At 45.5% G+C, this 25,022-nt stretch carries 25 protein-coding genes and 1 tRNA gene; 12 read left to right on the top strand and 14 right to left on the bottom strand.

From position 1 onward, the window contains the following. Positions 1-8: 8 nt before the first annotated feature. Genes IJ23_RS16960 through IJ23_RS16975 form a run of 4 tightly spaced genes read left to right on the top strand, consistent with a single transcriptional unit; the run spans position 9 to position 3,595 of the window. On the top strand, positions 9-1,196 hold the full coding sequence (locus tag IJ23_RS16960) for a beta-ketoacyl-[acyl-carrier-protein] synthase family protein (protein WP_033906900.1): 1,188 nt from the start codon (positions 9-11) through the stop codon (positions 1,194-1,196). Then, positions 1,189-1,653, top strand: coding sequence for a hotdog family protein (locus tag IJ23_RS16965; RefSeq protein WP_033906901.1), 465 nt, complete (start codon positions 1,189-1,191; stop codon positions 1,651-1,653). Before IJ23_RS16960 ends, IJ23_RS16965 begins: the two co-directional genes overlap by 8 nt. Further along, positions 1,650-2,375 carry a 3-oxoacyl-ACP reductase FabG gene (gene fabG / locus IJ23_RS16970; RefSeq protein WP_033906902.1) on the top strand — a complete coding sequence of 242 codons (726 nt, stop codon included), beginning with the start codon at positions 1,650-1,652 and terminating at the stop codon, positions 2,373-2,375. The genes IJ23_RS16965 and fabG overlap by 4 nt, the downstream gene beginning before the upstream one ends. Further along, on the top strand, positions 2,372-3,595 hold the full coding sequence (locus tag IJ23_RS16975) for a beta-ketoacyl-ACP synthase (protein WP_033906903.1): 1,224 nt from the start codon (positions 2,372-2,374) through the stop codon (positions 3,593-3,595). The genes fabG and IJ23_RS16975 overlap by 4 nt, the downstream gene beginning before the upstream one ends. A 94-nt stretch (positions 3,596-3,689) precedes the next feature. Here IJ23_RS16975 and IJ23_RS16980 read toward each other — a convergent pair whose 3' ends face one another. Next, positions 3,690-5,381 carry a class I SAM-dependent methyltransferase gene (locus IJ23_RS16980; protein ID WP_033906904.1) on the bottom strand — a complete coding sequence of 564 codons (1,692 nt, stop codon included), beginning with the start codon at positions 5,379-5,381 and terminating at the stop codon, positions 3,690-3,692. A gap of 163 nt (positions 5,382-5,544) precedes the next feature. After that, positions 5,545-5,621 (bottom strand) — tRNA-Arg (locus IJ23_RS16985). Between the two features lie 203 nt (positions 5,622-5,824). Here IJ23_RS16985 and folD point away from each other — a divergent pair. Next, positions 5,825-6,685, top strand: coding sequence for a bifunctional methylenetetrahydrofolate dehydrogenase/methenyltetrahydrofolate cyclohydrolase FolD (gene folD, locus IJ23_RS16990; protein WP_005382297.1), 861 nt, complete (start codon positions 5,825-5,827; stop codon positions 6,683-6,685). Positions 6,686-6,753: 68 nt separating this feature from the next. Here the strand turns inward: folD and IJ23_RS16995 are convergent, their stop codons facing one another. The 4 genes from IJ23_RS16995 to IJ23_RS17010 all read right to left on the bottom strand — a co-directional run bounded on the left by IJ23_RS16995 (position 6,754) and on the right by IJ23_RS17010 (position 10,545). Then, positions 6,754-7,953, bottom strand: a complete 1,200-nt coding sequence (locus IJ23_RS16995) for a NupC/NupG family nucleoside CNT transporter (RefSeq protein WP_005382298.1) — start codon at positions 7,951-7,953, stop codon at positions 6,754-6,756. 257 nt (positions 7,954-8,210) lie between these two features. Then, the gene (locus IJ23_RS17000; protein WP_033906905.1) at positions 8,211-9,155 is read right to left on the bottom strand and encodes a LysR family transcriptional regulator; all 945 of its coding nucleotides are present in this window, start codon (positions 9,153-9,155) and stop codon (positions 8,211-8,213) included. Positions 9,156-9,243: 88 nt separating this feature from the next. Then, on the bottom strand, positions 9,244-10,215 hold the full coding sequence (locus IJ23_RS17005) for a lytic murein transglycosylase (RefSeq protein ID WP_033906907.1): 972 nt from the start codon (positions 10,213-10,215) through the stop codon (positions 9,244-9,246). Positions 10,216-10,263: 48 nt separating this feature from the next. After that, on the bottom strand, positions 10,264-10,545 hold the full coding sequence (locus tag IJ23_RS17010) for a YcgL domain-containing protein (protein WP_005382303.1): 282 nt from the start codon (positions 10,543-10,545) through the stop codon (positions 10,264-10,266). Positions 10,546-10,742: 197 nt separating this feature from the next. Here IJ23_RS17010 and minC point away from each other — a divergent pair, with 197 nt between their 5' ends. Genes minC through minE form a run of 3 tightly spaced genes read left to right on the top strand, consistent with a single transcriptional unit; the run spans position 10,743 to position 12,501 of the window. Further along, entirely contained in the window at positions 10,743-11,405 is a 663-nt protein-coding gene (gene minC / locus IJ23_RS17015; RefSeq protein WP_005382304.1) for a septum site-determining protein MinC, read from the top strand. Positions 11,406-11,422: 17 nt separating this feature from the next. Next, positions 11,423-12,235: a septum site-determining protein MinD gene (minD, locus tag IJ23_RS17020; RefSeq protein WP_005388331.1), complete on the top strand. Its 813-nt coding sequence runs from the start codon at positions 11,423-11,425 to the stop codon at positions 12,233-12,235. A 2-nt stretch (positions 12,236-12,237) separates the two neighbouring features. Then, complete coding sequence (gene minE, locus IJ23_RS17025; RefSeq protein WP_005388332.1) at positions 12,238-12,501, top strand: cell division topological specificity factor MinE; 264 nt, start codon at positions 12,238-12,240, stop codon at positions 12,499-12,501. A gap of 77 nt (positions 12,502-12,578) precedes the next feature. Here minE and rnd read toward each other — a convergent pair whose 3' ends face one another. The 7 genes from rnd to IJ23_RS17060 form a co-directional block, all read right to left on the bottom strand. Beyond that, complete coding sequence (gene rnd / locus IJ23_RS17030; protein WP_031777213.1) at positions 12,579-13,697, bottom strand: ribonuclease D; 1,119 nt, start codon at positions 13,695-13,697, stop codon at positions 12,579-12,581. 78 nt (positions 13,698-13,775) lie between these two features. Continuing rightward, entirely contained in the window at positions 13,776-15,467 is a 1,692-nt protein-coding gene (gene fadD / locus IJ23_RS17035; protein ID WP_033906908.1) for a long-chain-fatty-acid--CoA ligase FadD, read from the bottom strand. 106 nt (positions 15,468-15,573) lie between these two features. Further along, positions 15,574-16,428 carry an alpha/beta fold hydrolase gene (locus tag IJ23_RS17040; RefSeq protein ID WP_005382215.1) on the bottom strand — a complete coding sequence of 285 codons (855 nt, stop codon included), beginning with the start codon at positions 16,426-16,428 and terminating at the stop codon, positions 15,574-15,576. A gap of 6 nt (positions 16,429-16,434) precedes the next feature. After that, the gene (locus IJ23_RS17045) at positions 16,435-16,992 is read right to left on the bottom strand and encodes a Slp family lipoprotein (protein WP_005382214.1); all 558 of its coding nucleotides are present in this window, start codon (positions 16,990-16,992) and stop codon (positions 16,435-16,437) included. A gap of 41 nt (positions 16,993-17,033) precedes the next feature. Next, positions 17,034-17,339 carry a hypothetical protein gene (locus IJ23_RS17050; protein ID WP_033906909.1) on the bottom strand — a complete coding sequence of 102 codons (306 nt, stop codon included), beginning with the start codon at positions 17,337-17,339 and terminating at the stop codon, positions 17,034-17,036. A 60-nt stretch (positions 17,340-17,399) separates the two neighbouring features. Next, entirely contained in the window at positions 17,400-18,101 is a 702-nt protein-coding gene (gene tsaB, locus IJ23_RS17055; RefSeq protein ID WP_033906910.1) for a tRNA (adenosine(37)-N6)-threonylcarbamoyltransferase complex dimerization subunit type 1 TsaB, read from the bottom strand. A gap of 29 nt (positions 18,102-18,130) precedes the next feature. Further along, complete coding sequence (locus IJ23_RS17060; RefSeq protein ID WP_005382210.1) at positions 18,131-20,071, bottom strand: ATP-dependent DNA helicase; 1,941 nt, start codon at positions 20,069-20,071, stop codon at positions 18,131-18,133. Positions 20,072-20,289: 218 nt separating this feature from the next. On the opposite strand from IJ23_RS17060, the gene purU reads away from it, so the two are divergent. Then, positions 20,290-21,123, top strand: coding sequence for a formyltetrahydrofolate deformylase (gene purU / locus IJ23_RS17065; protein WP_005382206.1), 834 nt, complete (start codon positions 20,290-20,292; stop codon positions 21,121-21,123). A gap of 74 nt (positions 21,124-21,197) precedes the next feature. Here purU and IJ23_RS17070 read toward each other — a convergent pair whose 3' ends face one another. Continuing rightward, positions 21,198-21,797 (bottom strand): VOC family protein, encoded by a 600-nt coding sequence (locus IJ23_RS17070; protein ID WP_017634806.1) that lies wholly within the window; start codon positions 21,795-21,797, stop codon positions 21,198-21,200. 220 nt (positions 21,798-22,017) lie between these two features. Here IJ23_RS17070 and argS point away from each other — a divergent pair, with 220 nt between their 5' ends. The 3 genes from argS to IJ23_RS17085 all read left to right on the top strand — a co-directional run bounded on the left by argS (position 22,018) and on the right by IJ23_RS17085 (position 24,976). Beyond that, complete coding sequence (gene argS, locus IJ23_RS17075; RefSeq protein ID WP_025517318.1) at positions 22,018-23,751, top strand: arginine--tRNA ligase; 1,734 nt, start codon at positions 22,018-22,020, stop codon at positions 23,749-23,751. Between the two features lie 124 nt (positions 23,752-23,875). Next, on the top strand, positions 23,876-24,304 hold the full coding sequence (locus tag IJ23_RS17080) for an HIT family protein (protein WP_005382194.1): 429 nt from the start codon (positions 23,876-23,878) through the stop codon (positions 24,302-24,304). A gap of 150 nt (positions 24,305-24,454) precedes the next feature. Further along, positions 24,455-24,976, top strand: coding sequence for a YqhA family protein (locus tag IJ23_RS17085; protein ID WP_005382193.1), 522 nt, complete (start codon positions 24,455-24,457; stop codon positions 24,974-24,976). Positions 24,977-25,022 lie beyond the last annotated feature (46 nt).

The following is a 25,022-nucleotide window of genomic DNA, read 5'->3' on the forward strand; positions in this document are numbered from 1 at the left end:
ATAACAATATGCCTATTCGCTCTTCTCAACCTTTGTATATTCAGGCCTGTGGCTTTCACTCTGCCATGGGACAAGATGATGCGCTCATCCACCAGTGTTTATCGGGAGCGAAGCCATCCAACATGGTGGTTGACCGAGATATTTTAAATTCAGGCCGCCAAACAGTAATCGGTCGAATCGCACAGACGTTACCGCAATTACCACCCGCACTCAGCCAGTTTGATACGAGAAACAACCGCCTCGCACTTTCGGCTTTGCAGCAAATCGAAGGCGACGTGCGTAACGCCATTGCTAAATATGGTCGTGACCGTATCGCGGTCGTGATCGGCACCAGCACATCTGGCATTTCAGATGGCGAAATCGCATTTGGTGAAAAGCTGGCAAACGGTAATTTTCCTGTCGACTACCATTACACCAAACAAGAGCTTGGAAACTGCAGCGATTTTATTGCCGCCTACTTTGATTTGAGCGGCCCACATTACTCAGTTTCAACCGCCTGTTCTTCTAGTGGTCGTGTCTTTTTAACCGCGCAACGCCTGATTCGCTCTGGCATTGTTGATGCGGTTATTGTGGGTGGTGTAGATACCATTTGTCGCCTAACACTAAACGGCTTTAACGGTTTAGAAGCTCTATCCGATACTCTTTGCAAACCGTTTGACCAACATCGCAACGGCATCAATATCGGCGAAGCCGCAGCATTAATGTTGCTAAGCAAAACACCTGCGCCCGTTGCTCTTCTCGGAGCTGGCGACAGCTCAGACGCACACCATATTTCCGCACCACATCCAGAAGGGTTAGGCGCAGAAGAAGCGATGAAAAAAGCGTTGGCCAATGCAGGACTTACAGCGCAAGACATTGGTTACATCAACGCGCATGGCACAGCAACGCCGTTAAACGATGCGATGGAAAGCAAAGCCATTCATCGCTGCTTTGGAGACTACGTTCCCGTAAGCTCGACAAAGCCACTTACCGGACACACATTAGGTGCAGCAAGTGCTACGGAAGCCGCGATCGCTTGGCATATTCTCAAGTACAACCTTGATTTGCCAATACAACACTGCGAAACCAAAGCAGACGATATCCATATATCGTTAGTTGAGACGCCAACCAAACTGGGTAACAAAGCGATTCTCAGCAACTCTTTTGCTTTTGGTGGCAATAATATTAGTCTTATTTTTGGTTACGCTCATGACTAAATTTCCTCCCATCGAACAACTTTTGCCACACGACAAACCAATGATCTTGGTTGATCGTGCTTTGGATGTTCAACAAGATACGATTCACTGCCAGGTTGATATCGCAGAACACAACCCGTTCTTCGACTCGGCCTCTCAAACTGTGCCAGCTTACGTTGGCATTGAGTTTATGGCGCAATCTGTCGCGGCGTGGTCTGGTTACCACGCATTAATGAAAGAACAAGCGCCACCGATTGGCTTTTTACTTGGTAGCCGTCGATACACGTCTGAATGCGATACGTTTTCTCGCGGACAGGTGCTCGATGTGTATGCTGAAAAAGTTATGGAAGATAACGGTATGGCGGTTTTTTCAGCCCGTATTGAGCTACAAGGAACTGTTGTAGCGACTTGCCAATTGAACGTTTACGTTCCATCAGAAGAAAAATTACAAGAAATGAAAATCAGGAGTCAACAATGACCCGACAAGTCCTCGTTACAGGTGCCAGCAAAGGCATCGGTAAAGCCATTGCCGTTCAATTAGCCAAAGATGGTTTCCAAGTCATTGTCCATTACATGGGCGATCAACAAGGCGCGCAAGACACCCTAAACACCATCGAACAGCATGGTGGTAGCGGTCGTCTTATCCAATTCGACATCAGTGACCGTACAGATTGTCGTGAGAAGCTAGAAGCCGATATCGCCGAACACGGCGCTTACTATGGCGTCGTAAACAACGCTGGCATCACAAAAGATACCGCTTTCCCTGCGATGACCGAAGAAGAATGGGATGGTGTGATTCATACCAACTTAGATAGCTTCTACAACGTTCTTCACCCTTGTGTTATGCCAATGGTGCAAAAGCGCAAAGGCGGCCGAATTGTTACGCTTGCATCAGTCTCTGGCCTAATGGGGAATCGTGGTCAAACTAACTACAGCGCAGCGAAAGCGGGCGTAATTGGTGCAACAAAATCACTCGCGCTTGAACTGGCAAAACGCAAAATCACCGTCAACTGCGTTGCACCGGGACTTATCGACACAGGCATGGTAGACGAACACGTGAAAGAACATGCGATGCCGCAAATTCCTTTGCGCCGCATGGGAGAGCCAGAAGAAGTTGCTGGTTTAGTCAGTTACCTTATGTCTGACATCGCAGGCTATGTAACTCGCCAAGTCATTTCGGTAAACGGAGGCCTAGTATGAGCCGTCGAGTTGTTGTAACCGGAATGTCAGGCGTGACTGCGTTTGGTAACGATTGGCAATCTGTCGAACCAAAACTGCGTGACTGCCAGAACGCGACGCAATACATGCCTTCTTACGAACAGTATGATGGTTTGAACACCAAGCTCGCGGCACCAATTTTAGATTTTGAACTGCCAAAGCACTACAAGCGCAAGCAAGTACGCGGCATGGGGCGTGTTTCCAAATTGGCGACCGTCGCAACAGAAAACGCACTAAGCCAAGCAGGTTTGATTGGTAACGACGTACTCACCAATGGTCAAACGGGTATCGCATACGGCTCATCAACAGGCAGTACTGACGCAATCGGCGCATTTGGTGTCATGCTGAATGAGAAAACCACTAAAGCGATCACCGCAACGACTTACGTGCAAATGATGCCGCATACCACGGCAGTGAACGTTGGTCTATTTTTCGGTTTGAAAGGCCGAGTGATCCCAACCAGCAGTGCATGTACCTCTGGCAGCCAAGCAATCGGCTACGCCTACGAAGCGATCAAGCACGGCTACCAAACGGTCATGGTTGCTGGTGGCGCTGAAGAATTGTGCCCAACGGAATCCGCTGTCTTCGATACCCTTTTTGCCACCAGTCTGAAGAATGAAGACCCGAAAAGCACACCAAGACCTTATGACTCCGATCGCGATGGTTTGGTGATTGGTGAAGGTGCGGGAACGCTAGTTCTGGAAGAGTACGAACACGCCGTCGCTCGTGGCGCGAAAATCTATGCAGAAATCATCGGTTTTGCCAGCAACTGTGATGCCGCACACGTCACTCAACCACAGATGGAAACCATGCAAATCTGTATGGAAATGGCTTTGCAAAACGCGAGCATTCCTGCTGAGAAGATCGACTATGTATCTGCTCACGGCACAGCCACCGACCGCGGCGATATTGCAGAAAGTAACGCAACAGCGAATGCTCTGGGCAAAGTGCCAATAAGTTCACTCAAGAGCTACTTTGGCCACACACTAGGCGCGTGTGGCGCGATTGAAGCGTGGCTAGGTTTAGAAATGATGCACACGGGTTGGTTCAACCCAACGCTCAACCTAGAAAACCTCGACGAGCAATGTGGCGATTTAGACTACATCGCCGGACAAGGCCGAGAACTGGACGTGAAATATTTGATGAGTAACAACTTCGCCTTTGGCGGCATCAACACCTCCATCATCTTTAAAAAGATGTAATGCCCTTAATAAATGCAAAAGCGCTGGTTAACCAGCGCTTTTTTGTTGGTTGCCTATCAGGTTCATATATCACGCTGTAACGGCAAACAAGACATTACCATTCCGCGATACAAAGGCGACTTTTAACACCACGAATTTGTAATCCCATCGCTTCAAAGACATGCTCAAAATCTTGACAAGATGCAGGCACATTTGGTAGCGACAATGAAGCCTCGGTAAAAAACGTCCGACTCAAATTATCCGTCTCTCCCCAAGCTAACTGCCACCAATCCAAAATTCGCGGCTTGGATGCGTTTAATCGATAGCTAGCAGGAATACGATCACGCTTGTTTAGGTTTTCAACCTTAGATGTTGGTAGTAAGTTCCACTTATCATTGTTGGGCCAATAAACAAATGGCAAACAGTGATCAACGTGATACTCATTTCGTAATTTGCTTCCACTCCATACACTGACAATGTCGCAATGGCTGAGCTTCAACTGTTCAATTCTCTTTCGCACGACTCGCGTATCATGGTCTTTATCAATCCAGACCAAACAATCATGATACGTTTGCAGTGGAATACCCCGCTCTTGATTAGACCGAAATCGTTGCATTTCCATAATCCATTGGTTGACCACCAGCGGCTCAATCCAAGAGTTATACAATCGAAAACAATCCCAAAGGCTTTCATCCAACACAAACAGCCCATAACCTTCGAGGAACTCGCTATCCACAACAATTGAACGTTTTGGCTTCTTAGCTGAACGAATCATTTCAAAGTAAGGGTTTGATTTATCACCTTGATAGGTAAAAGTGACGGGACCATCTTTTATGGTTTTTAAGCTGTCTTTTATCGCTTTATCAAGCGCCACTGCATCTTCACCAAAAAATGTCGTGCCTATAGCAAGATCATCAGGACTTAAATGGGAAAGTCTGCCCCAGCCATCGGGCTTTATAAAACCTAGCCCTTTAGACGAGTTCGAGCTTTGCTGGATGTTCTCTTTATCGATTAAACGCTTAAATTGACGAATCCAATATAAGCCAACTAATCCTAATGGGATTGCAACTTTACCTTCGCTGCGATCAACCACTGCACCAGAATGAGCGTCTGCAATACGTAGTAAAGTACGTAGTAGTGCGAGCTTATAGGTAGCCGATTTGGAATCATTGACGATAATGTGGCGAACCTTATTCAGATCACCGGAACCATCATCAGGCAAAGACATCACTACAGTTTGCCAAGATACACCCGTTCGCTTTAACTGATCGTCATCGAGAGATACGTTTCTCACCATTAAAGCGCTATTCTTTGCAAACTTTTCGAGCTCTTCAACCGATACGGGATAAGCTTTACGACCGTCAGAAAAGTCACCGTGACGAAGGCTAATCACCAATCGACCATTAGGCGCTAACAAATTTGCAAGTTTGCGAAATGCACGTTCACGGTGCGTAGGCGCAAGATGCATCCATACCGCACTGACAAGAATTAAATCGAAGCGAAAGCCAAGATTAATGGTTTTCTCAAGCTTAGGTAATGCATCTTCAAGCCAAGTAACGGAATCGCCACAGTAAGACTTACCAAGCCTTAGAAGTGCTTGAGCAGGCTCAATCGCAACAACTTCACACCCATGCTCAGCCATCCATTTCGCGTCTCGACCAGAGCCCGCGCCAACATCTAACACACGATCTCCAGCCTGGGGCCAGAAGACTCTCCAACTCGCGTGGACATCCTCAAACTGGATCGATGTGTATTGCTTCGCGAAAGAGTCGGCGTGTCGGTCATAAAAGTTAGAAGTGGCAGGCATAAAGGTTAACGAAAGGTAATTAATATGCGTCCATATTAATTGCTAGAAATTGCAATGGCTAGAATGCCATTCAAAAGTTGTAGATAGAGTGGCAATTACAGCCAAAAACCTAAAAACGACAAAGCCCCGACAACTCAAAGAGTTATCGAGGCTTTTGAATAAATGGCACGCCCTATTGGATTCGAACCAATGACCACATCCTTAGAAGGGACGTGCTCTATCCAGCTGAGCTAAGGGCGCGCTACAGGGACAGGATTATACGAGTTCAAACGGGTAAATCAACGGGTTTTCATAACATTCTGATCTGAATGCCTAAAAAAAGTCCATTAAAACGCTTAATGTTCAAAAACACCACAAAGCAAACGTTTGCGTATGGATGTTGATAAGAAATTCTGCGACAATGCGCCGCAGATAATCTGCCTTCTTAATTTATAAGGAAAGTCATGACTGCTCAAAATATAGACGGAACTCTCATTTCCCAAACTGTTCGATCCGAAGTGGCTGCACGTGTTAAAGCACGTGTTGAAGCTGGGCTACGTGCTCCTGGTTTAGCAGTGGTTCTAGTTGGTGAAGATCCTGCTTCTCAGGTTTATGTCGGTAGCAAACGCCGCGCATGTGAAGAAGTTGGGTTTGTTTCTAAGTCTTTTGACCTTCCTGCGTCTAGCTCAGAAGAAGAGTTACTAGCGCTGATTGATGAATTAAACAACGATGATGAAATTGACGGCATTCTAGTGCAATTACCCCTTCCTGCAGGCATAGACACAACACATGTTTTAGAGCGCATTCACCCAGAGAAGGACGTGGATGGCTTCCACCCTTACAACGTTGGTCGTCTTGCGCAACGTATTCCAAAGCTTCGCTCTTGCACGCCAAAGGGCATCATTACCCTACTCGACCGTTACAACATTGAGCTACGTGGTAAACATGCGGTTGTGGTTGGCGCGTCAAACATTGTTGGTCGTCCAATGACACTTGAGCTGCTGCTTGCGGGCTGCACAACAACAACATGTCACCGTTTTACCAAAGACCTAGAGAGTCATGTGCGTCAAGCTGACGTTGTCGTGGTTGCGGTTGGTAAGCCTAACTTCATCCCTGGTGAGTGGATTAAAAAAGGCGCAGTGGTGGTCGATGTCGGTATTAACCGTCTTGATTCAGGCAAACTAGTTGGTGACGTGGAATACGACAAAGCACGTGAAAGTGCGAGCTTTATTACTCCTGTTCCTGGTGGCGTTGGCCCAATGACCGTCGCAAGTTTAATTGAGAACACGATGCTCGCTTGCGAACAGTTCCACACAGACAAATAACGTAAAACTTCAGATACGAAAAAGGCTCCGCAAGGAGCCTTTTTGCTAATTGTTGATATCTATTTCAATTACAGACTTAAAATCACGCCCGCAATAGAAGCGCTCATTAAGTTCGCCATGACACCAGCGATAATCGCACGGAAACCATGCTTAGAAACAAATGCACGCTTTTCTGGTACCAAAGAGCCCAACCCACCAATCAGCATCGCCATGCTTGAGATATTTGCAAAGCCACACAAAGCAAACGTCACGATTGCTTGTGAGTGTTCACTAAGTTGAGACTTCACTTCTGCAAGCTGGATGAAAGCGACGAACTCATTCACCACGATCTTGTTACCAATCAGCGAGCCTGCTGTGGTTGCTTCTTGCCATGGTATACCCAACAACCAAGCGACTGGCGCAAACACAAAACCTAGGATGAGCTCAAAACTTAATGGTGTCCCAATCAGATCACCTATCCAACCTAACATACCGTTTAGCATTGCAATGACACTAATAAACGCCAGTAACGTACCACCGACCGATACAGCAATGCGTACACCCGCCATGGCACCATCGGCTAATGCTTCTACTACGTTGGTTGCACGTGGAATTTCAACTTGGCTAATGTCGATATCTGCTGCTTTATCCGTATCTTCTGGCATTAAAATTTTTGCCATCAACAAGCCGGCAGGTGCCGACATAAATGCAGCAGCAATAAGATAGTTGAGGTCGACACCCAGTGATGCATAACCAACCAACGTTCCGCCAGCAACTGACGCTAAACCACCTGTCATAACTGCAAAGAACTGCGAGTCAGTCATGTGTTTTAGGTAAGGCTTTACCATTAATGGTGCTTCAATGGTGCCAACAAAGATATTCGCCGTAGCAGACAAAGACTCAGCACGACCGATACCCAGCAGCTTTTGAATACCACCACCGATAAAGTTAATGATTTTTGGCATCACACCAATGTGATAAAGACCTGAGATAAGAGAGGAGAAGAAAACGATGATACCCAGAACATTGATCGCAAAGGTGAAGCCCCCTGTCGCCAAATTACCGAATAAAAACGCAATGCCCTCTTGACCATAGTTGATCAAATTCGACACAACACTGCTCACTGAATTCAGCGCATCTCGTCCTGCTGGTACATATAAAACCAACAACGCAAACAGTACCTGCAAAGCAAACGCAAACGACACCGTTCTCAGCTTTATATTTTTTCTATTTGTAGAAAGTAGCCATGCTAGGAATAGTATGGCTACGATACCAATAATTGAGTTCATAAAATGAATCCGACAGAAGGGGGATATGGAAGGCACCGGATTGTATAGCGGACTCAAAATGCTGCAAGTTGAGGATGTTAACAGTGTGAAAAGTTTAAGCGACCAATAACTGACCAACAAAATAACCAATTGAATTTATTGAAGATAAACGTTTGCTTATTTTAATTATTTCCATATGGAAAATATGTTTCTGATTCAGGAAAAATTTTTGTGAAGTGAATCACTTTATGTGTCGTTCTACAACGTCATTGATCCTGTTATTTAGGAATAGAGATGTAAGGTGCTAAACGTTGGTCCCAATGACAAGGGTTGCCGATCTTCTGTTTGATAAAGTTAATCACTGCGGATATTTTTTTTGGCATATGTTGGCGGCTTGGGTATACCGCATAAAACGGCATCGACTGGCTGGCTTTCCAGTCAGGTAACAGCTGTATTAACTTACCCGTTCTGAACTCATCACCCAGCAAGTAAGTGGCAAGGTAGGCAATACCCCAACCTGCAATAGCCGCGTCCCGGACGGCTTCTGCCAGATCCACTGAATAGTTACCCGAGACTTTTACGTTCAATTCTTTCTGATCTTTGGTAAACGCCCACCCCGTATAGTCACGCTCCCAGCTTCTGTATATGAGGCAGTTGTGAGCAGATAGGTCATCCGGTTCTGTTGGCGTGTCATGTTTCAATAAGTAATCTGGCGATGCCGCAACAACAAACTGGCAATCCGTCAAACGCTGCGCAATGTAACCTTCAGGCAAATGCTCGTTGTTGGTTACCCATAAATCGAGCCCTTCGGCTAACATATCGACCTTATAGTCAAACAGATGTACTTCCACTTGAAGTTGAGGATACAGTTCGCGTAACTCTTGAATCGCTGGAATAATGTGTAAGGTACCAAATGATTGCGACAACCCAAGACGTACCAAACCTGCCACTTCATCCCGCTGGGTTTCCATCTCTAATGTGGCGCTGCTCACCGCTTGTACCACTTGCTCACAGTGATGAAAAAAGGTTTTCCCTGCCTCAGTCGGCGTAAAGCTTCGCGTAGTGCGTTGAACAAGCTTGATACCAAGAGACGCTTCTAACTGACTCAACTGTTTACTCACATGAGACACCGACACGCCTAAGCTCTTTGCAGCAGCTGTGAAGCTTTTGTGTTTAAGAAGAGCGGAGAAAATCACCATTTGTGCGGCAAGTTCAGATAACACGCTTTACCTCGATTTGGTTATAGAAAAAACAAAGGGCTCCGAAGAGCCCTTGTATTGAAGACTGAATGCCAAATTGTTTGATGGCAGATCAGTATTTAATGCGGTCAGCCAAGTGACTCACAGCAAGTGCGAAGTAGTAAGAGCGGTTCCACTTCATCAATACGTTGTAGTTATTGTAAACCAGATACGTACGACCATTCTCGTCGTCCGGCATGATCAACCATGCTTTGATGTCTTCATCCAGTTTTGGCAACGGGCTACCGTCATATTTTGTGATACCTAATTGGCTCCACTCTTGAAGGTATTTGCCTTTTTCAGCCGTGCGCCCTTCTAGGCTGCGATCAATATTTTTAGGAACCTTAACTTGGCGACCCCAAGTATATTTATCATCCCAACCAGACTTGCTCAAATAGTTAGCGGTTGATGCAAACACGTCCGCTTCAGATTGCCATATGTCTTTTTTACCATCACCGTTGCCGTCAGCAGCAAAACGAAGGAAAGAGCTTGGCATAAACTGGCATTGACCCATCGCACCAGCCCATGAGCCTTTAAAGTTCTCTAGCTCAATATGGCCTTGATCGAGGATCTGAAGTGCCGACATGGTCTCTTTACGGAAAAACTCTTCACGACGGCCTTCAAATGCCATTGTGGATAGTGCATCAATCACTTTAAAGTTGCCGGTAAACTTACCAAAGTTACTTTCAACTCCCCAAAGTGCCACAATAAAGCGCGGGTGGACACCGTACTCATCGCCTATACGCTTTAGCTCGGTGTAATGCTCTTTGTAGAGTTGTCTGGCTTGCTTCACCTTCCACTCAGGCACCGCGCGAGGAATGTACTCATCCAATGTCAGTTTCTTTTCTGGTTGGTTTCGGTCCGCTTTTACTGCTCGGGGCTTGTACTCAACATTAGCAAAAGCAGCACTAATGACCTGCTCTGAGATACCTTTATCACGAGCTTCAGCACGCAGCTTATTCAAGTATTCATCAAAACCCTCGCTACTTGCAAAAACCGAGGTACACATACCAACGCTAAGCATGGTAGCCAGTATCTTTTTCATATTGCCCTCCTTGAGCAAGGCAGAAATCCCAGATGAAAAACGATGACGTTATTCGCCTTTCTGCTGGGCTTTTTGTTCTTTGTACTTTTCTAATAGGTTCTCCGGCGGCGGTGGAACCTGAAGAAAGAAGCCATCATTTTGTAATGAAGCCTTCACTTTTTCGATATCAACTTGTGCCAATTTACGGCCATCAAGTTTAATCGTCATGACAGCGATAGGCTTACCGAACATCTGCATTAAGGTGTCAGGAACCTGTGAAAAATCATCCTTTTTCGGAATATAGAGATAAGTACCTTCTTTTTTCGAGCTTTTATAAATAGAACAAAGCATGACACGCCTTTTATGCTGATTTAGCCGCGTTGAGTGCGGATTAGGTTGTAAACGTCAAATTCTCGCAAACTTAATAGCAAATTTGAGATTAATTCACCTATTTGCCCACGAGAGAACTTGCTGCGTCAAAGGATGAAATATAACATGACATACCTAGTTTAAGGCAACGCTCTTTCAATAAAGGCAAGAAGTCCACGATGACCCATTCACCAGACCTTAAAGGTAGCAGTTTTACATTGTCAGTTTTACACCTTTCTGACAATGAGATCGCAAAGACTGTCGAATTTTTGCAAGAAAAAGTTTCTCAAGCACCTTCTTTTTTTGCATCCGCGCCTTTGGTAATCAATATAGCAAAAGTACAAGGCGACATTGATTTCCCTAAGCTTAAACAAGGCATCTCAGATGCCGGTTTTATTCCGGTCGGTGTAACGGGCTGTAAAGACAAGCGTGTACAAAACCTTGCTTCCGAAGCTGGCTTCGCCATTATGTCGGCGAGCAAATCGCCAAGCCAAGCACCTGCCAAAATGGCACCAACGAAAGTAGTTCGTACGCCTGTCCGCTCAGGACAACAGATCTACGCAAAAGATGGTGATTTGGTGGTGCTAGCGCACGTAAGTGCAGGTGCTGAAGTCATTGCTGACGGCTCTATTCATATCCATGGCACACTTCGAGGTCGTGCGATTGCAGGAGCAAGTGGTCAGCAGGAAGCGCGTATTATTTGCCACGATTTACAAGCAGAACTGGTATCCATTGCGGGTGACTACTGGTTAAGCGATCAAATTGAAAGCGAGTACTGGCAAAAGAAAGTAATGATCAGTAAAGCCGATGAATCATTACATTTAGAAGTTCTCGCGATTTAATCTAAAAAGGAAAAAAAATGGCACGCATTATTGTAGTAACGTCTGGTAAAGGTGGCGTTGGTAAAACCACTTCAAGCGCAGCCATCGCCTCTGGTCTAGCTCTTAAGGGAAAAAAGACCGCGGTGATCGATTTTGACATCGGTTTGCGTAACCTCGATCTAATCATGGGCTGTGAGCGCCGCGTCGTGTATGACTTTGTAAACGTCATTAACGGCGAAGCGACATTAAACCAAGCGCTGATCAAAGATAAGCGCACGGACAACCTATTTATTCTTCCTGCTTCTCAAACTCGTGATAAAGACGCACTGACAAAAGATGGTGTTCAGCGCGTATTCGGTGAACTTGATGAAATGGGCTTTGATTTTATTATTTGTGATTCACCAGCAGGTATCGAGCAAGGCGCGTTAATGGCCTTGTACTATGCCGATGAAGCCATTGTCACAACGAACCCAGAAGTCTCTTCTGTACGTGACTCTGACCGCATTCTCGGTATTTTAGATTCTAAGTCACTGCGTGCAGAACAGGGGCTAGAGCCAGTAAAACAGCATCTGTTACTGACTCGCTACAACCCATCTCGCGTCACTCAAGGCGAAATGCTAAGCGTTGAAGACGTTGAGGAGATCTTACATATTCCACTACTGGGCGTGATTCCAGAAAGCCAAGCCGTGCTTAACGCGTCAAACAAAGGTGTGCCAGTCACTTTTGACGATAACACCGATGCGGGTATGGCTTATTCTGACACCGTTGATCGCTTATTAGGCAATCAGGTTGAATTTCGTTTCCTTACTGAGGAGAAGAAAGGACTCTTTAAACGACTCTTTGGAGGCTAGACATGTCATTATTAGAATTTTTCCGTCCACAGAAGAAAACTTCTGCGAATCTAGCTAAAGAGCGTTTGCAAATCATTGTCGCAGAGCGCCGCAGCCAAAATGATCCTGCGCCGTCTTACTTGCCTCAATTAAAAGAAGACATCTTGAAGGTGATCAGCAAGTACGTAGCAATTGATCCAAATATGGTTGACTTAACATTTGAGCACAAAGACGACGATATCTCAGTTCTTGAGCTGAATGTGAAGCTACCAGACGAAGAAAAGTAATCAGTTTCTCTCGCCAGACGAATGCTCTAATTAGAACGAAAAAGGTTGGCATCGAGGCCAACCTTTTTCATCTTTCATTACTTTAATGCTTTGTTCATCTTGTCGCCGAGTAAATCCAAACGCCACCCTTGCATCAAATCAGGCAATACTTCTGGGTCACGATCTTTTTTCCAAACCCAACTGATCAACTGATTGATCTGCTTTTTAGAGGCAAGGAACTCCGTGGCTAAACCTGACTTCTGCGAAGCCGATTTCACCAAGTCTTTCATATTTTTGAAGACCTGCTTGTAACCCGGATAGTCCATTAAACGCTCAATTTTCGCAGGATACTCTTCAGAAGGTGTTTGCTTCGCTTGCTTAACAATCGCGGCAATCTTCGCGCCATGGCGGTTAATCGCTCGGATATCAATATCTTCTGCTTCCATCTTCTTAAAGTTCGTTAAACCAAGACGAGCGACCGTTAATAGATCACCTTCTTTGAAGATAAAGTTCAGCGCTAAATCTCGTTTGATTGCTTCACGATAACGCCACGTCGCCAATGGCTTTAAAATCGCCAGCTCAGAAGGTTTTAATTGCCAAGCGCCCTTAATATCAAGGTAGGCATTCTCTTCATTGGTTACGCGAATACGTTTCGAAACGAGTAAATCACTTTCTTGCTGTACAGCTTCCCACCAACCTGCTTGCGTCACCTTATCGAACAGCTTTTCGTATAACGGTAACAAGTAATGAACATCTGCGGCAGCATAATCTAATTGCTTTTGTGTCAGTGGACGAGCCATCCAGTCGGTACGTGATTCACTTTTGTCGAGCTCTACGCCTAAATATTCTTCCACCAGCGATGCGAAGCCTGTCGATAGGCCGTGACCGAGAAAAGCGGCCATCAGCTGCGTATCCACCATAGGGAATGGTGTACAACCAAAAGCGTTTTGGAAAACTTCTAAATCTTCACCACATGCGTGCAGCACTTTTAGCACAGAAGTATCTTTTAATAGCGCTACAAACGGCGTCATATCCGTTAATTCAGTCGGATCAATCAGCGAGAGGCGATTACCATCGAAAAGCTGAATCAGACCTAACTGCGGGTAGAAAGTGCGAATACGAACGAATTCGGTATCCAGCATCACTACGTCTGCCTCTCGGGCATGAGTGCAAACCTCTTCTAGGTCTTTGTTTTTAGTAATAATTTGATAGTTCACATACTTCTCGCTATAAAAATGCCAGCAAAACGCTGGCATTCTATCATTTTTTAAATCTCTCGACTCGACGAAATCGGCTTATGCGCTTTTCTTCGCAAGTTCAGCGTCATTCTCTTCGCGTAAAACACGACGCAAGATCTTACCGACATTGGTTTTAGGTAAGTCTTCGCGGAACTCAACCAACTTCGGAACTTTGTAGCCAGTTAAGTGTTCTCGACAATGCGCGATCACTTCGTCTTTGGTCAAGCTCGGATCGCGTTTCACGACATAAATCTTCACTAATTCACCAGACACTTCATGCGGCTGACCAATAGCAGCAACTTCAAGTACTTTGCCGTGAAGTGCTACAACGTCTTCGATTTCGTTCGGGTAAACATTAAAGCCTGATACTAAGATCATGTCTTTCTTACGGTCAACGATATGCAGGAAGCCTTCGTCATCAAACTTAACGATGTCGCCGGTTGATAGCCAGCCGTCTTCGTTAATCGTATCTTTCGTTGCTTCAGGTCGTTGCCAGTAACCTTGCATAACCTGAGGACCACGAACTTGAAGTTCGCCAGTTTCAGTATTCGCAAGAGCGTTACCTTCTTCGTCCACGATACGAACTTCTGTTGATGGTACCGGCAGACCAATAGAGCCATTGTATTCAACAAGATCATGCGGATATGCCGCCACCAACGGAGAACACTCTGTTAGACCGTAACCTTCGAGCAAATAGCAACCCGTGGTCTTTTGCCATCTTTCTGCCACTGAGCGCTGCACTGCCATGCCGCCGCCAACAGCTAAACGTAGATTACTGAAATCCAACTCATGGAAATCTTCATTATTGACCAATGCATTAAATAAGGTATTCACGCCCGTAATCGCAGTAAACGGATGCTTTTGTAGCTCTTTCACGAACCCTGGAATATCTCTAGGGTTGGTAATAAGTAAGTTACGACCACCCATTTCGACAAACAGCAGACAGTTTACGGTAAGAGCAAATACGTGATACAGCGGTAACGCTGTCACGACTAATTCACGCCCCGGAGACAAGACCGGTCCGTACGCGCCTTTTGCCTGTAAAACGTTCGCAATCATGTTGCGGTGAGTCAGAATCGCACCTTTCGCGACACCTGTCGTCCCCCCCGTATATTGCAGGAATGCAATGTCATCCCCAGACATAAACGGTTTAACGTATTGTAGACGACGACCTTTGCGCAGTGCTTTGCGCATTGAAATTGCGCCCGGTAGATCGTACTTAGGAACCATACCTTTTACGTATTTCACCACGAAATCGACAATCGTACCTTTCGCTCGTGGCAGCATTTGACCAAGACTGGTTAACACTACGTGTTTGACTGGTGTTTTATCGACGATTTGTTCTAGCGTGTTCGCAAAGTTAGACACAATCACAATCGTCGTCGCACCTGAGTCATTCAATTGGTGTTCAAGTTCACGAGGAGTGTAAAGTGGGTTAACGTTTACGGCGATACAACCTGCACGCAAAATACCAAATAATGCTACTGGGTATTGCAGTAAGTTTGGCATCATCAGAGCAACGCGGTCACCCTTTTGCAGTTTTAACTCGTTTTGCAGATACGCTGCGAATGCGCGACTACGCTCTTCCAATTTACGGAAGGTCATAACCGAGCCCATGTTCATGAATGCTGGTTGGTCTGCATATTTTTGTACAGACTGTTCAAACATTTCTACCAAAGACTCATATTGCTCTGGATTAATGGTTTCAGGTACGTCACTTGGATAACGTGAAAGCCATGGTTTATCCACGATGTTACTCCTCGTTTATAACTGGCTAAAAAATAGCGTCCTTTTTATTTTGAAAGCTATTACAGCACAGCGAACGTGCTTGAGCACGCAACTCTCAAACACTTGTTTAAATTTTGTTAACTACACCAAGAATTCGCGTTGCGACCTCGAGTATTTGCTCTAAATGACAGTGATGACCACCCTTGACAGAAACCACTTGCGGTGGGTTCTCTCCCCAATCAGCTTGGTTAGATGGTAAATTCTGAAATCCTTGATCGCCTAATACAATCAAATGAGGACAACGTATTTGGCTGGTAATCGAGTTAGCATGCGCTTGCGCCATTCGGTAAAGCGACGCACATTTTAACTTGGCGTCATGCCGCCAATACCATTTATCTCCTCGCTGCTCTGTTCCACGCTCGACTATCGGTAGAAGTTGCTCAGCGGTTAATTGGTTGGCTTGCATGCGTAATTTTAACGCCAGATCGAAGGAGGCAATGGCTCGCTCTGGCTTGTTTTGCTGTCTTATTCGACTTAAAACGCCATCGCGAAGACGAGGCAAACTGTTAGTAGGATCCTCATGAAGAGGTCCTGCTCCCTCAATTTGCACAAGAGCTTCGACCTGCTCTGGAAACGCTGCACTATAGCAACTTGCGATTAAAGCACCAAGTGAATGCCCTACTAATATCAGTCTGTTTGGTGATAATTCGTCCAAAAACTGATACAAATCGGCAATATAGTCGTGAAAGGGGTAATAATTATCGTGAGATTTATGACTCGATAAACCGTGACCAAAATGATCGATGGCGAGGAGGTGTAAGTGAGGATTAAGTTGATTCAACTGCTCCATGAGCGCTTTAAAGCTGCCCGCATTATCTAACCACCCATGAAGAAAAACGACTGACAAGTCAGCCGTTTTCTCGTTCCCTATCTCAAGGGCTGCCATTTTGCCGGCAGGAAGCTCGAATTGACGCTCATGCATCGCAGATTATTTGACCTGTTTTATCACTTTACCGTCTTGTGGGAAATCATTACGCCACATGCGGCAGTTAATCGAGTAACATGGGTAAAAGTAGGTTGGCGAGTCATACATGCGTACACGTTCTTCAATTTTCCATAAACGGTACCCTTCCCCCTTAATTACCGGGAAGATGTAACCGTGCTCACCGATCTTTCCTTCTTCTTCCCCTGCTCCTTTGCCTACAACCGTCACCAAACGGCCTTCACTAAAGGCGACAGGCTCTAAATAGCCATCAAAATAGGCGACAAAACGCCCCGTAGGCTCTTCATCAATATCAGGTTTACCAGACTTACTGATAGGAAGGTTTACAATCTCTAGACGCGTTTTATCTTTAAAGTTATCCACTTTAGCGATGATTCCACCAAGGCGAACATCTTCACTCACTTGCCCCTGAGACTCAGCAAAAGCTTTATAGTCTGTAACGACCAATTCTGTGCTTGCATTTAGCTCCTCTGGCAACGAGCTACACGCAGACAAACCAACCGTAGCAAATAATGCGAGAAAAAACCGTCCAAAAACCTTCATAAACCACCTTTCAATATTTGTAACCCCAAGCTGGGGAGATCTCACACGTAAATATCGACACCAAGTAATTGAGCCAGTTCCTCTTTTTTAGCTCGATTCATGACATCCATGTACAGCTCCATTGCTTTACGTGCGCCCCCTTCAGGAAGGTCATATTGCACTTGAGCTCGGTGAATTTGGGACTCATCCACGTGTTTTATGGAGTGCGCCACGGCGTTAGCAACCTTTGAAGGCTGACCTACAGGCTGCTTTGTTTGTGATTTATTTACCTGCTTCTTTTGACTGGCTTTATTAGTGCGATTTGCACCGGGAATCAAAGAAGGAGGCAAGCCATTAATCGACGCCATAGCACTCCATAAAAATACAGGGCAAACGCCCTGCTTTTTGTCAGGTTAATGAAAAACGGACTATTCGCGACCAGGAAGTTTTTTCCATGTCACATTATCACGTAAATAAACAGGGCTCGAATCTTCGACCGGCACGGTATTACCCTTTTTAAATTCTTGTTCAGCAAGAATCACAATGTCTTGTGAATCAGGGTACAGAACGTCACCATGCGTCAAATTAAACGGTAGGTCTGCTAATACTTCTTGGTAAGCATCCCAACCAGTACCTGCTGTCGTCCACGTTTTGTCGTCTGCTTGTGCTTCTTCAACGAGACGTGCTGGTGGAATTACGCACTCTGCATCCATCTCTGCCCACTCACCGTTTGCTTGGCGAGTGTAACGTGCCCAGTAAACTTCACCCATACGTGCATCAATGGCCACAGCGACATCGGTCACACCATGTAAGCGATAGCTACCTTGAGCCATTGCAGCCAGCGTTGAAACGCCGATCATAGGTAAGTCAGCACCGAACGCCAAACCTTGTGCGATACCAATACCGATACGAACGCCAGTAAAGCTACCTGGACCACGTCCAAACGCTAACGCATCCAGCTCTTGTAGAGTCAGGCCCGCTTCTTTGAGTACTTCATCAACCATTGGCAGTACTTTTTTGGTGTGATCGCGTGGTGCAACCGCGCTACGTGAAATCACTTGATCATTAGCCAACAACGCAACTGAACAGTTTTCAGTCGCTGTATCGATAGCAAGAATTTTTGCGCTCATTTAACTCTCTACAACTCTCATTTATTGGGTTATGCCTCAGCACTTGCGTCTGTGACAGATTGTTCTGCTTTCAGGAATGCTTTGATTCCATCTAAGTCTCGCGTCCTTGGGATAGGTGGTAGACTTCCGAGGAAAATACCACCATAGTCTCGCGTGACGAGGCGATTATCACAAATGATCAACGCACCGTGATCCTTCTGATCTCGAATTAATCGCCCGACTCCCTGCTTTAACGTAATCACTGCATCCGGGATTTGTACTTCAGCAAATGGTTCACCGCCACGTAATCGACAATCCTCGATACGGGCTTTGAGTAACGGATCGTCAGGGGCGGTAAACGGTAATTTGTCGATAATAACACAGCTCAGCGCATCACCTCTAACATCAATCCCTTCCCAGAAAGCGCCCGTCGCCACGAGTAAAGCGTTACCCAGTTCCATAAACTCCGCCAAGGTTTTCTGCTTACTCATCTCCCCTTGCATTAACACAGGCAGCTCAAGTACTTCTCGGAACTTCTCACCTAGTTCACGCATCATGCTGTGCGAGGTACATAAAAAGAAGCAGCGACCATCATTTTCTTCAATCACCGGAGCAAGCATTCGGACTAACTTATCCGCTAAGCCGTTACTGTTTGGCTCTGGCAAATACCTTGGCACACAAAGGCGCGCTTGCTTTTGATAATCAAAGGGGGACGGCAGAGAAAATTGCTTTGTAGGCTTGAGGCCAAGGCGCTCAGTAAAGTGCTTGAAATCGCCCGATACGGCTAGGGTTGCTGACGTGAAAATCCACGCGCCTTGTTTAATCTCTATTTGCTCATGGAACTTGTCCGCGACAGAAAGAGGCGTAATGTGCAGAGCGAAATGACGAGGCGAGGTATCGTACCAGTATGAGTAACCGGTAATATCGACATCACATACCCGGTCGATACGGCCTTTGATCAAATTTGCTCGTTCAAAGGCGGTATCCAGTAATTGACTGCGCCCTAAGGCTATTTTGAGTACATCAATCGCCAATTCGAGGCTGTCAGTTAAGCGCAATAATTCTCGCTTAATAGAACCTGATTGCAACGCCTCACGCCAGTTGCCACGAAAGCCTGGCTCACCCAATACAATCCGCATGTCCATTGCGCTTTGCATGAGTTTGTCGCCCACTTTTTGCAATTGACGCATATCTTTGGCTTCGGTGCGGTAGGCTATTTCAATGTCTTTGGCAAGATCGTGAATTTGGCGGCTTGAAACTGACTGGCCGAAATATTCGCTCGCAATATCTGGCAACTGATGAGCTTCATCAAAAATAAACACATCGGCTTCTGGAATCAGTTCACCGAATCCTGTTTCTTTGATCGCTAAATCAGCAAGAAACAAGTGATGGTTCACTACAACAATGTCGGAATCCATGGCTCGCTTACGCGCTTTCAATACAAAGCAATCGGTGTAGCTCGGACACTCTTTACCTAAACAGTTATCATTGGTTGAGGTGATGGTCGGAATGATCATGCTGTCTTCTGGCAGATCATCACAATCACCAAGGTCACCTGTTTTGGTTTCTGATGACCAAGCACGCACTTTAACCAGTTGAGTTAATAACGTCGGGTCAGATTCATTAGTGTGGCTTTCGACCATTTGGCGGCTCAAACGATCCAAACACAGATAATTAGAACGCCCTTTTAATAACGCCACTTGGCCATAAAAACCAAGCGCATTGACCATGAGCGGTAAGTCACGATGGTACAACTGCTCTTGCAAGTTTTTCGAGCCTGTACTGATGATCACTTTTTTACCGCTCAACAGCGCAGGGACTAGGTATGCGAAGGTCTTACCGGTTCCGGTTCCTGCCTCCACCACCAACTGGGTTTGATCTTTGATCGCACTGCTGACGGCTTCCGCCATATCGATTTGTGGCTGACGAGCTTGAAAGCCAGGAATGGCCTTACCTAACGCGCCATCAGAGGAAAAAGTTTTTGCGATCATGCTTGGTATTGAGTTTGAAAAATTATCGAGAGTATATCAGAGGAATAGGAGTGACATCAGCCCACAATCTGACCAGCTTGCGGCGACACGCGGATATTTTGTTGAAACCAAAGTAAGAATAGATTATTTATGGTGAAACATGGCAGTACAGTTACACCCGCCAGGGAATAATAACAAATTCGTACGCTAAAATATTAATGCATGGAAGTACCTGATTTATGGAAAAGAAAACACTGTTGACCCACTGTTCTGACGCCCCGGGTCTCATCTCGAAAATTACTAATATCTGTTACAAGCACCAACTCAACATCGTTCACAATAACGAATTTGTTGATAATACCAGTGGCCACTTTTTCATGAGAACGGAGCTAGAGGGATACTTCAACGATCAAACGTTTCTTGCCGACTTGGACCAAGCTCTCCCGCAAGGTGCTAAGCGTAAATTGGTTGGCTCTCGCCGTAAGCGCATCGTCATTCTCGTCACAAAAGAAGCGCATTGTTTAGGCGATATTCTGATGAAAACCTACGATGGAAGCCTAGATGTTGAGATCGCCGCTGTGGTGGGGAATTACGACAAACTGCAAACTCTCACTGAGCGCTTCGACATTCCTTACCACCACGTGACCCATGAAAACCTTAGCCGTGAAGAACACGAGCAGAAGATGCTAGAAGTGATCGATCAATACGATGCTGACTTTTTGGTGCTAGCTAAATACATGCGCGTATTAACGCCGACGTTTGTTGAGAAATATCACCACAAAATCATTAATATTCATCACAGCTTCTTACCTGCTTTTATTGGCGCGAAGCCATATCAACAAGCTTACGATCGCGGTGTGAAAATCATCGGTGCAACAGCACACTTCGTGACTAATGATTTAGATGAAGGGCCGATCATCAAGCAAGACGTAATTCCTGTCGACCATACATTCAATGCCCAAGATATGGCGCAAGCGGGACGCGATGTAGAGAAGAACGTATTGAGTAAGGCTTTGAATAAAGTGATCAATGACCACGTCTTTGTTTATGGGAATAAGACAGTGATCCTTTAAGTTCATCGCTTTTGAATGAAAGAAAGGGTTGCTCATTTGCAAACCTTTCTTCTTTCTAGTCGTTCAAAACTTGCTTATTCAGCCTGCTCAGACTCCACAATACGCTTAAGTGAATGCGGGTGCAGTTTGATACAAATGTCTTGGTACTTAAACGCCACCGTTGGGTTGTTCAAGCGTTCGCCATCCCCTTTCGGGCTCGACAGTTTGATCTTCACACCCAGCTCTTCCAACTCATTAAAACGCGCCCCAAACGCTGGGTAAGTGTGTTTCAAATCAGCAAGAAACTCGTCTGCAGTTTCGGCATGAGACGGAATAACAAACTCCACATGTTCCCAGCTTTCAGTTGAGTAGATTTTGCCTTCCGCAGGGTATGGCAGTTCCAGACACTCAATCTTCCAGCCACGACTTTCCAACGCTTTATCGAATTCGATAACGATGATTGGGCGACCGTTGATTTTCGCTTGTGAAATCACCTTACCGTATTGATTCCATGCTTCATGCGCGGCTTTTGCTGTTTCAGTATCATTAATTCGCAGCGCAATATGGTCAGCTTGAGCAAAGCTCAGATCCAGTTTTAACAGGGATGCAAGCTCTTCAATCTTCGCCATAAATGCATCCAGATCTTGGATCATCAATTTAGGCGCTAGGCGTTTTTCAACTAGTTGAGTCGTCATTGTGGCTCTCTTTTGGGGCGATTTATCTCATTACTCTGAGCGCAATAGTAAACTCAAACCAAACCACATTTCCATTCAATCGAAAAAGTATAAATTTCCCCAATTCCTCTCTGTATGAAAAGCAATAAAGTTGTTATCATTAGCCCCATTTTTGTGAACTCCAACAGAACTCGGCACTTACTTCGCCGAGTTCTTCGTCCTTGAATTGAAGGAAACGCGTGTGAATATCCAAGCACTTATTAATGACAAAGTATCTCAGGCTCTAGAAGCCGCTGGCGCACCTGCAGGCAGTCCTGCGGCAGTACGCCAATCAGCAAAGCCACAATTTGGTGACTACCAAGCAAACGGCGTAATGGGCGTTGCTAAAAAACTGGGTACTAACCCACGAGAATTTGCACAGAAAGTACTGGATGTTCTAGACCTAGATGGTATTGCAAGCAAGACAGAAATCGCTGGTCCTGGTTTCATCAACATTTTCCTAAGCGAAGAGTTCCTAGCAAAACAAGCGGAAGCAGCACTGGCTGACTCACGTCTTGGCGTTGCAGCAGACGAAGCTCAAACTATCGTTGCCGACTACTCTGCACCAAACGTTGCTAAAGAAATGCACGTTGGTCACCTACGTTCAACCATCATCGGTGATGCGGTAGTACGTACTCTTGAGTTCCTAGGTCACAAAGTGATCCGTGCGAACCACATCGGCGACTGGGGTACTCAGTTCGGTATGCTTATCGCAAACCTTGAGCGTGTACAACAAGAGTCTGGCGAAGTTTCTATGGAACTTGCGGACCTTGAAGGCTTCTACCGCGAATCGAAAAAGCTGTACGATGAAGATGAAGAGTTCGCAGTAAAGGCGCGAAACTACGTGGTAAAACTGCAAAGCGGTGACGAGTACTGTGCAGAAATGTGGAAAAAACTCGTTGATGTAACCATGATCCAAAACCAGCGCAACTACGACCGTCTAAACGTGTCACTGACTCGTGACGACGTGATGGGCGAGAGCATGTACAACGACATGCTTCCTAAGATCGTTGCAGACCTAAAAGAACAAGGTCTTGCCGTTGAAGATGATGGCGCGCAAGTTGTATTCCTAGATGAATACAAGAACAAAGATGGCGAACCAATGGGCGTTATCGTTCAAAAACGCGATGGCGGTTTCCTATACACAACAACAGACATCGCATGTGCAAAATATCGTTATGAAGAGCTAAGCGCAGACCGTGTGCTTTACTTCATCGACTCACGTCAACACCAGCACCTAATGCAAGCTTGGACAATTGTTCGTAAAGCAGGCTACGTACCTGAGTCAGTATCTCTTGAGCACCACGCGTTCGGCATGATGCTTGGTAAAGATGGTAAGCCATTCAAGACTCGTGCGGGTGGTACCGTTCGCCTTGCCGACCTTCTAGATGAAGCAGAAGTTCGTGCAGCACAACTGATCGAATCTAAAAACCCTGAGCTAGATGCGGAAGAAAAAGAGAAGATCTCTAAAACAGTTGCAATGGCAGCGGTTAAATACTCTGACTTATCTAAACACCGTACGACTGACTACGTGTTCGATTGGGACAACATGTTAGCGTTTGAAGGTAACACAGCACCATACATGCAATATGCATACACTCGCGTAGCTTCTATTTTCGCTAAAGCTGGTGTTGCTATGGACGCTCTCCAAGGCGACATCAAAATCACTGATGAGAAAGAGAAAGCACTTATTGCTAAACTTATGCAGTTCGAAGAAGCGGTTCAATCTGTCGCTCGCGAAGGCCAACCGCACATCATGTGTAGCTACCTATTCGAACTAGCAGGTCAGTTCTCTAGTTTCTACGAAGCGTGCCCTATCCTAGTTGCTGAAGACGAAGCTGTGAAACAAAGCCGTCTGAAACTAGCTGCGCTAACAGCGAAGACCATCAAGCAAGGTCTGTCTCTACTAGGTATTGATACTCTAGAGCGTATGTAATCCGCTTTTACGTAGGTAGCTTAAGTAGCACAAGCTAAATGATGACAAAGGTTGACGTGAAAGCGTCAACCTTTTGTTTTATCTGGCGTATACTGATGTCATTCAATTCAAATCGGACAACATAATGAGTTTTGAACTGCACCCTCAACTGGCAAAAGACACCACCGTTATCGGCCACTTCCCACTGTGTGTGGCGCTTCTGCATAAAGATAACGCCGTGCCATGGGTTATCTTGGTCCCTAAACGTGCAAACCTAAAAGAGCTTCACCACTTGCCAATGCAAGAACAGCAACAGTTTTTGCTAGAGTCTCAAGCGGTAAGCCAAGCACTGGAAGCAACATTCCGTCCAGACAAGCTAAACCTTGGTGCGCTAGGTAATATGGTGCCACAGCTGCACATTCACCATATTGCTCGCTTCAAAGATGACGTAGCATGGCCGGGACCGGTTTGGGGTAACACCAAAGGTGAATTCCGTACAGAAGAAGAGCAAAACGAATTGCTTGGTCGCATTAAAAATGTGCTGTCACTGAGTTCTATTTTCCAAAAAGCATAAGCACTGCTAGCGAAAATAATTCGCCTTTGAATACGGCTGAAATAGACAGAGAAAGATTAATACGTATTTGTAACAATCTTTCTCATTTTTCTGGGATTATCACTAAAATAAAACTTGTTTAGACTACCAGCTCAGTTAGAGAGGGTCATCATGAAACAAGTCTTCAACACATTCCGATACGTCAGCTGGATCGCCATTATCTGTTCTATGGCTGCTTCATTCTTGCTTTTTCTTATGGGTGCAGCAAAAACCTATTCGGCATTTGCGGTCTTCATTCTCAATCAAACACCTCCAGAAGCACTCGCACATTTAGATAAAGCAGACATCGCGATCGCTTATTTGATCAAGTCACTGGATACGTTTCTTGTCGCACTAGTTTTGTTCATCTTTGCTCACGGCATCTACACACTATTTATTTCCAACAAAGCTAAAGCGAAAACACAAGAGCAGTCGGTTTTGCATTGGATCAGAACCCCAAACATCGGCCATCTAAAAAACATTTTGGCTGAAGTCATCATCGTGATCTTGTTTGTGAAGTTCTTAGAGCTCGTGCTGATTAACTTCGACAGCTTAGATTGGACGATCTTAACATTACCTATTTCGATTTTAGTTTTAAGTCTTGGTTTAAAGTTCCTAGAGTTAGGCGCGACTAAACACTCTGAAGAACATTAATTTCGCTGTATTCACAAACAATAACCAGCAAAATAAAAGCCGCATC

The organism is Vibrio sp. OY15, from assembly GCF_000742455.1.
Taxonomy (GTDB): Bacteria; Pseudomonadota; Gammaproteobacteria; order Enterobacterales; family Vibrionaceae; genus Vibrio; species Vibrio alginolyticus.

Coding starts and splice junctions, on each gene's coding strand:
- IJ23_RS16965 (WP_033906901.1), top strand. CDS start 1,189: ATGACTAAATTTCCTCCCATCGAACAACTTTTGCCACACGACAAACCA.
- IJ23_RS17080 (WP_005382194.1), top strand. CDS start 23,876: ATGAGTTTTGAACTGCACCCTCAACTGGCAAAAGACACCACCGTTATC.
- IJ23_RS17085 (WP_005382193.1), top strand. CDS start 24,455: ATGAAACAAGTCTTCAACACATTCCGATACGTCAGCTGGATCGCCATT.
- minD (WP_005388331.1), top strand. CDS start 11,423: ATGGCACGCATTATTGTAGTAACGTCTGGTAAAGGTGGCGTTGGTAAA.
- IJ23_RS16960 (WP_033906900.1), top strand. CDS start 9: ATGCCTATTCGCTCTTCTCAACCTTTGTATATTCAGGCCTGTGGCTTT.
- minC (WP_005382304.1), top strand. CDS start 10,743: ATGACCCATTCACCAGACCTTAAAGGTAGCAGTTTTACATTGTCAGTT.
- purU (WP_005382206.1), top strand. CDS start 20,290: ATGGAAAAGAAAACACTGTTGACCCACTGTTCTGACGCCCCGGGTCTC.
- IJ23_RS17005 (WP_033906907.1), bottom strand. CDS start 10,215: ATGAAAAAGATACTGGCTACCATGCTTAGCGTTGGTATGTGTACCTCG.
- fabG (WP_033906902.1), top strand. CDS start 1,650: ATGACCCGACAAGTCCTCGTTACAGGTGCCAGCAAAGGCATCGGTAAA.
- minE (WP_005388332.1), top strand. CDS start 12,238: ATGTCATTATTAGAATTTTTCCGTCCACAGAAGAAAACTTCTGCGAAT.
- IJ23_RS17045 (WP_005382214.1), bottom strand. CDS start 16,992: ATGAAGGTTTTTGGACGGTTTTTTCTCGCATTATTTGCTACGGTTGGT.
- IJ23_RS16980 (WP_033906904.1), bottom strand. CDS start 5,381: ATGCCTGCCACTTCTAACTTTTATGACCGACACGCCGACTCTTTCGCG.
- IJ23_RS17010 (WP_005382303.1), bottom strand. CDS start 10,545: ATGCTTTGTTCTATTTATAAAAGCTCGAAAAAAGAAGGTACTTATCTC.
- IJ23_RS17050 (WP_033906909.1), bottom strand. CDS start 17,339: ATGGCGTCGATTAATGGCTTGCCTCCTTCTTTGATTCCCGGTGCAAAT.
- IJ23_RS16995 (WP_005382298.1), bottom strand. CDS start 7,953: ATGAACTCAATTATTGGTATCGTAGCCATACTATTCCTAGCATGGCTA.
- IJ23_RS17060 (WP_005382210.1), bottom strand. CDS start 20,071: ATGATCGCAAAAACTTTTTCCTCTGATGGCGCGTTAGGTAAGGCCATT.
- IJ23_RS17070 (WP_017634806.1), bottom strand. CDS start 21,797: ATGACGACTCAACTAGTTGAAAAACGCCTAGCGCCTAAATTGATGATC.
- tsaB (WP_033906910.1), bottom strand. CDS start 18,101: ATGAGCGCAAAAATTCTTGCTATCGATACAGCGACTGAAAACTGTTCA.
- IJ23_RS16975 (WP_033906903.1), top strand. CDS start 2,372: ATGAGCCGTCGAGTTGTTGTAACCGGAATGTCAGGCGTGACTGCGTTT.
- folD (WP_005382297.1), top strand. CDS start 5,825: ATGACTGCTCAAAATATAGACGGAACTCTCATTTCCCAAACTGTTCGA.
- IJ23_RS17040 (WP_005382215.1), bottom strand. CDS start 16,428: ATGCATGAGCGTCAATTCGAGCTTCCTGCCGGCAAAATGGCAGCCCTT.